The sequence below is a fragment of the Serratia sp. 4542 genome, assembly GCF_016805595.1.
Lineage (GTDB): Bacteria > Pseudomonadota > Gammaproteobacteria > Enterobacterales > Enterobacteriaceae > Serratia > Serratia nevei.
The window spans coordinates 1-12,384 of sequence record NZ_RXKV01000018.1 but is presented as its reverse complement, the minus strand read 5'-3'; the positions used below and the strand labels follow the sequence as shown (position 1 = coordinate 12,384).

Below are 12,384 nucleotides of genomic sequence, written 5' to 3'. Positions count from 1 at the left end.
TGTGCGCCAACACCTCCGATGAGCTGGCGGCGACTTGCAATTCATCGACAAAAAACGAAAATGAATTCCATCATACGGAAAAAGGAATCTCACCCATGGCCACCCCTGCTCCCGCCAAACGCGGCAAGAAGCCCCGCGCAGCAGCCCCGGCCGCCAGTGCGGCGACCGGCCAGGTACAATCGTTGACCCGTGGCCTGAAGCTGTTGGAATACATTTCGGAAGCCCAGGGCAACGTGGCGCTGACCGATCTGGCGCAGCAGGCCGGCCTGCCGAATTCCACCACCCACCGCCTGCTCACCACCATGCAGCAGCAGGGATTCGTGCGCCAGGTCGGCGATCTCGGCCTGTGGACCATCGGCTCGCACGCCTTTGTGGTCGGCAGCAGCTTCCTGCAAAGCCGCAACCTGCTGGCGATGGTGCATCCGACGCTGCGGCGCCTGATGGAAGAGTCCGGCGAAACCGTCAACCTGGCGGTGCTGGATACCAGCGAGTACCAGGCAATCATCATCGATCAGGTGCAGTGTACGGCGCTGATGCGCATGTCGGCGCCGATCGGCGGTAAACTGCCGATGCACGCCTCCGGCGCCGGCAAGGCGTTCCTCGCCACCCTGCCGGACGATCAGGTGACCAAACTGCTGCACAAGAAAGGCATGCATACCTACACGCCGCACACCCTGACGCCGCACAACCTGAAAGAGGGGCTGGCGCAGATCCGCAAACAGGGCTTCTCCTTTGACGACGAAGAGCACGCGCTCGGCCTGCGCTGCGTGGCGGCCTGTATCTTCGACGAGCACCGTGAAGCCTTCGCCGCCATCTCCATCTCCGGCCCGGTGTCGCGCATCACCGACGATCGCGTGATCGAACTGGGGGCGCTGGTGATCCACGCGGCGAAAGAGATCAGCCTGGCCTACGGCGGCGTGCGCTGATCCTACCCCTCCGAGGGCGCCCCTGCGCGCCCTCTCTCCCGATTCCTTGCTCTGTTGTCAGCATGTAACAGGCTATCGGCATCCTGTTTAGCACACGGGAAAAAAGCTTGAAGCCGATCACAGTTAACGATCCTCACGGCGAAAGCCCATTGCAACCGCTCACACTTCCTTCGACAATGTTACCGATAACATGTTACCGGTAACAATCAAGCTGAACGAAGGTAACGTCACCCGGTGTTTTGGAGCCAAGCCATGACCAACAATCAAAATCGCATTTACGTCGTTATGGGCGTTTCCGGCAGCGGTAAGTCCGCCGTCGCCGCCGCCGCGGCCCGCCAACTCTCCGCCGGCTTCCTCGACGGCGACTTCCTGCATCCGCGCAGCAACATCCTGAAAATGGCCGCCGGCGACGCGTTGAACGACGACGATCGCGCCCCGTGGCTGGCCGCGCTCAACGATGCCGCCTTCGCCATGCAGCGCACCAACAACGTGTCGATCATCGTCTGCTCGGCGCTGAAAAAGCAGTATCGCGACCGCCTGCGCGCCGGCAACGGCAACCTGTCGTTTATCTACCTGCACGGCGAGTTCCCGGTGATCGAATCCCGCCTGGCGGCGCGTAACGGCCACTTCTTCAAACCGCAGATGCTGGTCACCCAGTTCGCCGCGCTGGAGCAACCGGGCGCCGACGAAAGCGACGTGATGGCGATCGACATCAACCAGCCGCTGGACGCGGTGATCGCCGATACCGTGCGCCATATCCAGAGCTTCCTGCCGCAGGACGTGTGCGCGTGAGTACCGTTACGCTGGTCGGTACCGCAGTCGGCTCGGTTTTACTGCTGTTATTCCTGGTGATGAAGGCGCGCATGCACGCCTTCGTCGCGCTGATGCTGGTGTCCATCGCCGCCGGCATTTTCTCCGGCATGCCGCTGGACCATATCGCCGACACCATGCAAAAAGGCATGGGCGACACGCTGGGCTTTCTGGCGATCGTGGTGGCGCTGGGGGCGATGTTCGGCAAGATCCTGCATGAGGTCGGCGCGCTCGATCAAATTGCGGCGCAATTGCTGAAACGATTCGGACAAAGCAAGGCGCACTATGCGCTCGGCATCGCCGGCCTGATCTGCGCGCTGCCGCTGTTCTTCGACGTGGCGGTGGTGCTGCTGATCGGCATCGTGTTCGCCGTGGCGCGCCGCACCGACGGCAATATCGTCAAGCTGGCGATCCCGCTGTTCGCCGGCGTGGCCGCCGCCGCCTCCTTCCTGCTGCCGGGGCCGGTGCCGATGCTGCTGGCTTCGCAGATGAAGGCCGACTTCGGCTGGATGATCGCCATCGGCCTGGTGGCGGCGGTGATCGGCATGCTGATCGCCGGCCCGCTGTACGGCAGCTTTATCAGCCGTTTCGTCAACTGGCCAATGCCGCCGGAAGAGAACGAGCCGACGCTGACCAAGGGCAATCTGCCGTCATTCGGCTTCAGCCTGGCGCTGGTGCTGTGCCCGCTGGTGCTGGTCGGCATGAAAACCATCGGCGCGCGGCTGGTCACTCCGGGTTCACAGCTGCAGCAGTGGCTGGAGTTTATCGGCCACCCGTTCACCGCCATCCTGCTGGCCTGCCTGATCGTGATTTACGGCCTGGCGAAACCGCGCGGCATGAGCAACGAACAGACGCTGGCCATCTGCTCCGCCGCGGTGCAACCGGCCGGGATCATCCTGCTGATGACCGGCGCCGGCGGGGTGTTCAAACAGATCCTGGTGGATTCCGGCGTAGGGCCAGCGCTGGGTGACGCTATGATCGGCGCCGGCCTGCCGATCGCCGTGGCCGCCTTTGCGCTCTCCGCCATGGTGCGGGTGATTCAGGGCTCGGCCACCGTCGCCTGCCTGACCACCGTCGGCCTGGTGCTGCCGGTCACCAGCCAGCTCGGATTGAACGGCGGGCAGCTGGCCGCGCTGGCTATCTGTATCGCCGGCGGCTCCATCGTGCTGAGCCACGTCAACGACGCCGGTTTCTGGCTGTTCGGCAAGTTCACCGGCGCCAACGAACTGCAAACGCTGAAAACCTGGACGGTGATGGAAACGATTCTGGGCAGCGTCGGCGGCGCTATCGGCATGATGGCATTCACGATGTTTTAAATCCCAAATCGCCCCCGGCCTTGCACACCAGGGCTGCAAATCACCACCGGGGGCACCGCCACAGGCGGCGACTATAACAACAGCAATGTGAGGAAGGCATGATTAACCCAACCTTGTCCCGTGTCACACAGCGCATCACCCACCGTTCCCAGGCCAGCCGTGCCGCCTATCTGGCGCGTATCGAAGCGGCCCGTTCCCAAACCGTCCACCGCGCGCAGCTGGCCTGCGGCAACCTGGCCCACGGCTTCGCCGCCTGTCAGCCCGATGACAAGACGGCGCTGAAAAACATGGTGCGCAGCGATATCGCCATCATCACCGCCTATAACGACATGCTGTCGGCCCACCAGCCGTACGAACACTACCCGCAGCGGCTGAAACAGGCGCTGCAGGCGGTGGGCGCCGTGGGCCAGGTAGCCGGCGGCGTGCCGGCGATGTGCGACGGCGTGACGCAGGGGCAGGACGGCATGGAGCTGTCGCTGATGAGCCGTGACGTGATCGCCATGTCGGCCGCCGTCGGCCTGTCGCACAACATGTTCGACGGCGCGCTGTTCCTCGGCATCTGCGACAAGATCGTGCCCGGGCTGGTGATGGCCGCCCTCTCCTTCGGCCACCTGCCCGCGCTGTTCGTGCCGGCCGGCCCGATGAGCAGCGGTTTACCCAACAAGGAAAAGGTGCGCGTGCGCCAGCTGTACGCCGAGGGCAAGGCCGACCGCCTGGCGCTGCTGGAAGCCGAGGCCGCGTCCTATCACGGCATCGGCACCTGCACCTTCTACGGCACCGCCAACACCAACCAGATGGTGATGGAAGTGATGGGCCTGCACCTGCCGGGCGCCTCTTTCGTACATCCGGACACGCCGCTGCGCGACGCGCTGAACGACGCCGCCGCGCGCCAGGTGACGCGACTGACCGACACCGCCGGCAACTACCTGCCGATCGGCCGCCTGGTGGACGAGAAAGTGGTGGTAAACGGCATCGTCTCGCTGCTGGCCACCGGCGGCTCCACCAACCTGACCATGCATCTGGTGGCGATGGCGCGCGCAGCAGGCATCATCATTACCTGGGACGATTTCTCGGAGCTGTCGGAAGCGGTGCCGCTGCTGTGCCGCATCTATCCGAACGGCCCGGCCGACATCAACCAGTTCCAGGCCGCCGGCGGCGTGCCGCTGGTGGTGCGCGAGCTGCTGCAACACGGGCTGCTGCACGAAGACGTGCACACCGTGGCCGGTTTCGGCCTGCACCGCTACACCCAGGAACCCTGGCTGGATAATGGCCAGCTGGTGTGGCGTGAAGGCGTGGCCGGCTCGCTCGACGCCAGCGTGATCGCCAGCGTCGCTCAGCCGTTTGAGCATCACGGCGGCACCAAAGTGATGACCGGCAATCTGGGCCGTGCGGTGATGAAAACCTCGGCGGTGCCCGCCGACAACCAGATTATCGAAGCGCCGGCGGTGGTGTTCGACAGCCAGCACGACATCGTGCCGGCGTTCGAAGCCGGCAAGCTGGATCGCGATTGCGTGGTGGTGGTGCGCTTCCAGGGGCCACAAGCCAACGGCATGCCGGAGCTGCACAAGCTGATGCCGCCGCTGGGCGTGCTGATGGATCGCGGCTTCAAAGTGGCGCTGGTGACCGACGGCCGCCTGTCAGGCGCCTCCGGCAAGGTGCCTTCCGCCATCCACGTCACCCCGGAAGCCTATACCGGCGGCCTGCTGGCGAAAGTGCGCGACGGCGATCCGATCCGCGTCAACGGCCGCAGCGGCGAGCTGCAGGTGCTGGTCGACGCCGACGAACTGGCCCAGCGCGCGCCATGCCAGCCCGATCTGAGCGCAGAACACATCGGCTGCGGCCGCGAGCTGTTCGGCGCGCTGCGCAGCCAGCTGTCCGGCGCCGAGCAGGGCGCCTGCTGCATCAAATTTTAATCGATAGCCTGGCCGCATCGCCGCCTGGCGGCGGCCACAGAGGAGAACGTCATCATGAACCAATGGAAAACAAGCGCCGAGCAGATCCTGACGGCGGGGCCGGTGGTGCCGGTCATCGTGATCAACAAGCTGGAACATGCGGTACCGCTGGCGAAAGCGCTGGTCGCCGGCGGCGTGCGGGTGCTGGAAGTGACGCTGCGCACCGCCTGCGCCATGGACGCCATTCGCGCCATCGCCCAAGAAGTGCCGGAAGCGATCATCGGCGCCGGTACCGTGATCAATCCCCAGCAGCTGCGTGAAGTGACCGAGGCCGGTGCGCAGTTCGCCATCAGCCCGGGGCTGACCGACGAGCTGCTCAAGGCGGCCACCGCCGGGTCCATTCCGCTTATTCCGGGCATCAGCACCGTTTCCGAGCTGATGCTGGGCATGGATTACGGCCTGCGCGAGTTTAAATTCTTCCCGGCGGAAGCCAACGGCGGCGTAAAAGCACTGCAGGCGATCGGCGGCCCGTTCCCGCAGGTGCGCTTCTGCCCGACCGGCGGCATCTCACCGGACAATTACCGCAGCTATCTGGCGCTGAAAAGCGTGCTGTGCATCGGCGGCTCTTGGCTGGTGCCGGCGGACGCGCTGGAAAGCGGCGACTACGCCCGCATCACCGAACTGGCGCGCGCCGCCGTCGCGGGCGCCCAGTCCTGATTTACATCGCAGCGGTGGCGGCCGGCAGCGCCGCCCCGCTGCGCTGGCTGAACCGCTGCTTCTTGCGGTAAGCGAACACGTCTTCCACGTGCCCCTCGCGGATGCGCTGCTGCAACCCGCGCCAATACTCAGCGGTAAACAGATCGCTGTGCAACTCCTCAAACACCTGCCGAATGCGCCGATCGCCGCACAGGAAGTGGCGGAACTCCTCCGGGAACACGTCATTGGGCGCGATGCTGTACCACGGCTCACTGGCCAGCTCGTCCTCCGGATAACGCGGCGGCGGAATGTCGCGGAAGTTAACCTCGGTCATGTAGCAAATTTCGTCGTAGTCGTAGAACACCACCCGCCCGTGGCGCGTCACGCCAAAGTTCTTGAACAGCATGTCGCCGGGGAAGATATTGGCGGCGGCCAGCTGCTTGATGGCATTGCCGTACTCTTCGATCGCATCGCGCATCTGCTGATCGTTGGCCTGCTCCAGATACAGGTTCAGCGGCGTCATGCGCCGTTCCATATACAGGTGCTTGATCACGATGCGATCGCCGAGATCTTCCAGTTTGCCCGGCACTTCGCGCTGCAGTTCCGCCAACAGCGCCGGGCTGAGGCGCGCCTTGTCGACGACGAAATTCTCGTACTCCTGGGTATCCGCCATGCGCCCGACGCGATCGTGCTCTTTCACCAGCTGATAGCAGGCCATCACCTGCGCCTGCGTCACCTCTTTTTGCGGGGCGAACTCGTCCTTGATCACTTTGAATACCCGGTCGAAAGACGGCAAGGTGAACACCAGCATCACCATGCCCTTCACCCCCGGCGCGATGATAAATTGCTCCTGCGACTGCGCCATAAAGGTCAGGTATTCGCGATAGCATTCGGTTTTGCCATGCTTCTGGCAGCCGATCGCCATGTACAGCTCGGCGGTGGTTTTGCCCGGCAGGATCTCACGCAGCCACTCCACCATCGCCGCCGGCAGCGGCGCGTAGACCATGAAATAAGAACGGGCGAAGCCGAAGACGATGCTGGCCTCAGCCTTACCGGTCAGGCAGGCGTCGATAAACAGCGCGCCCGATTCGCTGTGGTGGATAGGCAGCAAGAACGGATAAACGCCGTCGGCCAGGCGCAGCTTGCCGACCAGCCAGGCGGCCTTGTTGCGGTAGAACAGTTCGTTGGCGATCTGGAAGGTTGCCCCCGCCAGCTGCTGTGCGCTGAAGGCGCGTTGCAGCGCCTGAGTGATGTAGCGAATATCGCGCGTCAAATCCTCCCACGGCAGCCGCAGCGGCAGATCGCTCAGTACGCTGCGCAGCATCGCCGGCAGATCGCCATTGGGCGTGAAATCGCGCGCCAGCGGACGCGGAATATCGCGAAAGCGCCGCTCCGGCTGCGAACTGAAGACGAACAGCTTGTCCGGCGTCAGATCGCGGTGCTTGAACAGCCGGCAGTAGACCGAGTTAAAGAAGCTTTCGGCGATTTCGAAACGCGGATAGTCCGGTAGCAGGTCGATATAGACCGCTTTGACCCGGCTGGGGAAGTCGGCGTCGAAGTATTTCTGCCCGGTGATGCATTTGAGCTGCTCCACCACCAGGCCGACGTGATGGTCGTACAGATGGATGCGCTTTTTCATCGCCTGCTGCACCGCCGGCCAGTCCGCCTGCTCGAAGCGCTGCTGCGCGCCGGCGGTCACTTCCAGAAAGCGGCCGTACTGCGCATCGAAGCCCTGCAGGATCGTCTGTGCGATCAACAACTCCAGTTTTGCCGCCATCCTTACCCCCGCCAGAAAAAGAAGCCTGCGCATGCAGGCTCCGGGTGAAACGTCTTCAAGCTTGCCGCATCAGAACTGCTGTTCTTCCGTCGAACCGGTCAGCGCGGTGACCGAAGAGGCGCCGCCCTGAATGATGGTGGTGACCTTGTCGAAGTAGCCGGTACCCACCTCTTGCTGGTGCGACGCGAAGGTGTAGCCGCGATCCACCGCGGCGAACTCCGCCTGCTGCACCTTCTCGACGTAGTGTTTCATGCCCTCGCCCTGCGCATAGGCGTGCGCCAGGTCGAACATGTTGAACCACATGCTGTGGATGCCCGCCAGCGTGATGAACTGATATTTGTAGCCCATGTCCGACAGCGCCTGCTGGAAGCGGGCGATGGTCTGGTCGTCGAGGTTCTTCTTCCAGTTGAACGACGGCGAGCAGTTGTAGGCCAGCAGCTTGCCCGGGTATTTGGCGTGGATGGCGTCGGCGAAGCGCTGAGCGGCATCCAGATCCGGCGTTGAGGTTTCGCACCACACCATATCCGCGTAAGGGGCGTAAGCCAGGCCGCGGCTGATCGCCTGCTCGACGCCGGCATGGGTACGGAAGAAGCCTTCCGCCGTGCGCTCGCCGGTGACGAAGGCGCTGTCATACGGATCGCAATCGGAAGTCAGCAGGTCGGCCGCATCGGCGTCGGTGCGGGCGATCACCAGCGTCGGCACGCCGAGCACGTCGGCCGCCAGGCGCGCGGCGACCAGTTTCTGGATCGCTTCTTGCGTGGGCACCAGCACTTTACCGCCCATATGGCCGCATTTCTTCACCGCCGCCAGCTGGTCTTCAAAGTGCACCCCGGCGGCGCCGGCGGTGATCATCGCTTTCATCAGCTCGAAGGCGTTCAGCACGCCGCCGAAGCCGGCTTCCGCATCGGCGACGATCGGCAGGAAATAATCGGTGTAGCCTTTGCTGCCCGGCTCAATCTGGTTAGCCCATTGGATCTGATCGGCGCGGCGGAAGGTATTGTTGATGCGCTCGACGACCTTCGGCACCGAGTCCACCGGATACAGCGACTGGTCAGGGTACATGGCCGCCGCGCTGTTGGCGTCCGCCGCCACCTGCCAACCGGACAGGTAGATAGCCTCGACGCCGGCTTTGGCCTGCTGCAGCGCCTGGCCGCCGGTCAGCGCGCCCAGGCAGTTCACGTAGCCTTTGCGCGCCTTGCCGTTCAACAATGCCCACAGTTTGGCGGCGCCGTTTTGCGCCAGGGTGCATTCCGGGTTGACCGAACCGCGCAGGTTGATCACGTCTTCGGCGCTGTAAGGGCGAGTGATGCCTTCCCAACGGGCCGATTTCCATTCCTGTTCCAGCTGCTGGATCTGTTGAGAGCGAGAGGTAGACATAATTTTTATCCTTTCAGTCGTGTAGGGTTAATTGGGAAAACTCAGGCCAGCAGCTCATAGCCGGGCAGCGTCAGGAAATCGATTAATTCATCTTGCGTGGTGATGCGCTCCATCAGGCGCGCCGCCTCTTCGAACCGGCCGGCGTTAAAGCGCGCTTCCCCCACTTCTTCACGCACCACCAACATCTCTTCTTGCAGCATCTGGCGGAACAGCGCCTTGGTGACCGGGCGCCCGTCGCTCAGGCTCTTCTCGTGGTGGATCCACTGCCAGATTGACGTACGGGAGATTTCCGCCGTCGCCGCATCTTCCATCAAACCGTAAATCGGCACGCAACCGTTGCCGGAGATCCAGGCTTCGATGTACTGTACCGCCACGCGGATATTGGCGCGCATCCCCGCCTCGGTGCGTTCGCCGTCGCACGGTGCCAGCAGCTGTGCGGCGCTGATCGGCGCGTCTTGCTCACGCAGCACCTCCAGCTGGTTTTGGCGATCGCCCAATGCTTTGCCAAATACCTCCATCACCGTATCCGCCAGCCCCGGGTGCGCCACCCAGGTGCCGTCGTGGCCGTTGCTGGCCTCCAGCTCTTTGTCCGCCCGTACCTTATTCAACACCCAGTCATTTTTCTCGGCGTCTTTGCTCGGGATAAACGCCGCCATACCGCCCATGGCGAACGCGCCGCGCTTGTGACAGGTTTTGATCAACAGACGCGAATAGGCGCTGAGGAAAGGTTTCTCCATGGTCACCGACTGACGATCCGGCAGCACGCGATCGCCATGATTCTTCAGCGTTTTGATGTAGCTGAAGATGTAATCCCAGCGGCCGCAGTTCAGGCCGACGATGTGGTCGCGCAGGTGGTAGAGAATTTCGTCCATCTGGAACACCGCCGGCAGGGTTTCGATCAGCACGGTCGCTTTGATGGTGCCGCGCGGCAGATCGAAACGATCCTCGGTAAAGCTGAAGACATCACTCCACCAGGCCGCCTCTTCCCAGGACTGGGTTTTCGGCAGATAGAAATACGGCCCGCTGCCCTTGGCCAGCAGCTGGCGATAGTTGTGGTAGAAGTACAGCGCGAAATCGAACAGGCCGCCGGGAATGGCTTCATCACGCCACAGCACGTGTTTTTCCGGCAAATGCAGGCCGCGCACGCGAGCGATCAATACCGCCGGGTTCGGTTTCAGCTGGTAGATTTTGCCTGCTTCATTGGTGTAGGAAATGGTGCCGTTAACCGCATCGTGCAGGTTAATTTGGCCGTCGATGACTTTGTCCCAGCTTGGCGCCAGCGAGTCTTCGAAGTCTGCCATGAACACTTTTACGTTGGCATTAAGCGCATTGATCACCATCTTGCGCTCAACCGGCCCGGTGATCTCGACCCGGCGGTCACGCAGATCTTGTGGAATGCCGCGGATCTGCCAATCACCTTCGCGAATGGAAGTGGTTTCCGAAATAAATCCCGGCAGTTCGCCGCGATCGATATTTTGCTGCCAGCGGACACGCGCCGCCAGCAGCTCGTTGCGCCGCGGCGTGAATTTCCCCACCAGTTCCGCCAGGAATTCAACTGCTTCATCGGTCAACACCTGGCGCTCCGCTGCGGCGAAACCCTGCGTAAACCTTAACTCCGTGCCTGCTATCTGTTGTGTCATGACCTTGCTCCTTCCCATCGTTGCGCTCGCGCGACCGGCGCATTTTCATCAGAAATCACTGTGGATCAGGGTGGATGAAACGATCCTCAACTGGTCAGATCTCATCCCGATAGCTCTAAGAATACTCAACAAAAAATAAAAATCAAAAACCATTTCCATTTTATTATTAAATATTTTATTAACACTTTATTATCAATTGGTTAGATAAAATAACAATAATGACAGGTAAGGAAATCGCTTCCATCAGAGTGATAAAGATGCGCTAACGCCTTGTTTAACAATGGACTTTAAGGAGGTGTGACGGAGAAAAAGAGGATCGTTCAGAGGATCAACGGCGCGGCGGCCTCGATTCAGCCGCCGGCGAGCAGAAAAAATCAGTCGAGCGTCGGATTCATATGGCGCAGATCATACGGCGTGATCTGGTAGACGTAATAGTTGAGCCAGTTGGAGAACAGCAGATGGCCATGGCTGCGCCAGGTGGCTTTCGGTGTCAGTGCGGGGTTGTCATCGGGGAAGTAGTTGAGTGGAACGGCGGGATCGAGGCCGGCTTCGTTATCGCGACAATACTCTCCTGCCAGGGTCAGCGTATCGTATTCCGGATGGCCGGTGACAAACGCCAGGCGCTTGTCCTTGCTGGCAAACAGGTAGGCGCCGGCCTGCTCGGATTCGGCCAGAACATCCAGGTCGGTATATTGACGAATCACCTCGGTCGGGAAATCGGCATAGCGTGAATGCGGCGCCAGGAAGCTTTCGTCGAAGCCGCGTGTCAGCAACGCATGCTGCTGCAGCGTTTGGTGCGGATAAACGCCGGAGAGCTTCACCTCGCGCGTCATCTTGGGAATGCCATACAGAATATTCAACGCCGCCTGTACCGCCCAGCACACGAACAGCGTGGAGGTAACGTGGTGCTTGGCCCAGTCGATCACGCGCTCGATCTGCGGCCAGTAGGCAACATCGCAGAAATCGACCAGCCCCAACGGCGCGCCGGTAACGATCAAACCATCGAAGTTCTCGTTCTGGATATCCTCGAAGTCGCAGTAGAAGTTATTCAGATGCTCGGCCGGCGTGTTCTTCGATTCGCGGCTATCGATACGCAGCAGCTGGATATCAATCTGCAGCGGCGAGTTGGACAGCAGGCGCAAAAACTGGTTTTCCGTTTCGATCTTCTTTGGCATCAGGTTGAGGATCAGCATTTTCAGTGGCCTGATTTCCTGTGTTTTTGCCCGCGAGGATGTCATCACGAAGACATTCTCACCGCGCAAGAAATTGACCGCAGGTAACTCATCAGGAACACGAATCGGCATTGCTTAACCCTCACACATCCATTTATACGTTTAGACTTCTAGATGCCCGAAGATAGCGTTTTTTTCCGTCGATGTCGAGCATTCGGCGGAAAGGTGAAAATGTTTCATTGCGCGCTCTGCGCCAAGATATGAGGAGGGGGAGTAAAGGGACTGAAAAGCAAAAAGGCCATCCTTTCGGATGGCCTCTTGGCTTATTTGATGCTTGGCAGTGTCCTACAGTATTCGTCTCATCCTGAGACTCTCCCCTGCGGGGCCGCCGCACGCGGCGTTAAGGCCCGTTCCCGACGGGCCTTTCGCATGCCCATGCTCGAGCAGAACACCAAATAACAGACAAAACAAAAAGCCCCATGCTTTCGCATGAGGCTTGTTGTTTTATTTGATGCTTGGCAGTGTCCTACTCTCGCATGGGGAGACCCCACACTACCATCGGCGCTACGGCGTTTCACTTCTGAGTTCGGCATGGGGTCAGGTGGGACCACCGCGCTATTGCCGCCAAGCAAATTCTTTTTTCTGCCGAACTTCTAAACCCACTTTAAATAAAGTGGTGCTGATACCCAGAGTCGAACTGGGGACCTCACCCTTACCAAGGGTGCGCTCTACCAACTGAGCCATATCAGCACGCTTAATTTGATGCCTGGCAGTGTCC

General features: G+C 61.3%; 9 protein-coding genes, 1 tRNA gene and 1 rRNA gene. 5 read left to right on the top strand and 6 right to left on the bottom strand.

What is annotated here, in order from left to right; genetic code table 11:
- Window positions 1-95: 95 nt before the first annotated feature.
- The 5 genes from iclR to EKL15_RS22885 all read left to right on the top strand — a co-directional run bounded on the left by iclR (window position 96) and on the right by EKL15_RS22885 (window position 5,661).
- Window positions 96-926 carry a glyoxylate bypass operon transcriptional repressor IclR gene (gene iclR / locus EKL15_RS22905; RefSeq protein WP_004936648.1) on the top strand — a complete coding sequence of 277 codons (831 nt, stop codon included), beginning with the start codon at window positions 96-98 and terminating at the stop codon, window positions 924-926.
- Window positions 927-1,178: 252 nt separating this feature from the next.
- A complete protein-coding gene (gntK, locus tag EKL15_RS22900) occupies window positions 1,179-1,718 on the top strand; it encodes a gluconokinase (RefSeq protein ID WP_038874371.1) in 540 nt (179 codons plus the stop codon).
- Window positions 1,715-3,052, top strand: coding sequence for a gluconate transporter (gene gntU / locus EKL15_RS22895; protein WP_060425180.1), 1,338 nt, complete (start codon window positions 1,715-1,717; stop codon window positions 3,050-3,052). The genes gntK and gntU overlap by 4 nt, the downstream gene beginning before the upstream one ends.
- Window positions 3,053-3,150: 98 nt before the next feature.
- Entirely contained in the window at window positions 3,151-4,965 is a 1,815-nt protein-coding gene (gene edd / locus EKL15_RS22890) for a phosphogluconate dehydratase (RefSeq protein ID WP_087762607.1), read from the top strand.
- 54 nt (window positions 4,966-5,019) lie between these two features.
- Entirely contained in the window at window positions 5,020-5,661 is a 642-nt protein-coding gene (locus EKL15_RS22885) for a bifunctional 4-hydroxy-2-oxoglutarate aldolase/2-dehydro-3-deoxy-phosphogluconate aldolase (protein ID WP_100397033.1), read from the top strand.
- Window position 5,662: 1 nt separating this feature from the next.
- On the opposite strand, the gene aceK is transcribed toward EKL15_RS22885, so the two are convergent.
- From aceK to EKL15_RS22855, 6 genes are all read right to left on the bottom strand, one after another.
- Window positions 5,663-7,417, bottom strand: a complete 1,755-nt coding sequence (gene aceK / locus EKL15_RS22880; RefSeq protein ID WP_060425122.1) for a bifunctional isocitrate dehydrogenase kinase/phosphatase — start codon at window positions 7,415-7,417, stop codon at window positions 5,663-5,665.
- 69 nt (window positions 7,418-7,486) lie between these two features.
- Complete coding sequence (gene aceA, locus EKL15_RS22875; RefSeq protein ID WP_004936630.1) at window positions 7,487-8,794, bottom strand: isocitrate lyase; 1,308 nt, start codon at window positions 8,792-8,794, stop codon at window positions 7,487-7,489.
- 41 nt (window positions 8,795-8,835) lie between these two features.
- Complete coding sequence (gene aceB, locus EKL15_RS22870) at window positions 8,836-10,434, bottom strand: malate synthase A (RefSeq protein WP_049201549.1); 1,599 nt, start codon at window positions 10,432-10,434, stop codon at window positions 8,836-8,838.
- A gap of 374 nt (window positions 10,435-10,808) precedes the next feature.
- On the bottom strand, window positions 10,809-11,738 hold the full coding sequence (gene metA, locus EKL15_RS22865; protein ID WP_203090423.1) for a homoserine O-succinyltransferase: 930 nt from the start codon (window positions 11,736-11,738) through the stop codon (window positions 10,809-10,811).
- A gap of 381 nt (window positions 11,739-12,119) precedes the next feature.
- Window positions 12,120-12,235, bottom strand: a 5S ribosomal RNA gene (gene rrf, locus EKL15_RS22860).
- A 45-nt stretch (window positions 12,236-12,280) separates the two neighbouring features.
- A tRNA-Thr gene (locus EKL15_RS22855) sits at window positions 12,281-12,356 on the bottom strand.
- Window positions 12,357-12,384 lie beyond the last annotated feature (28 nt).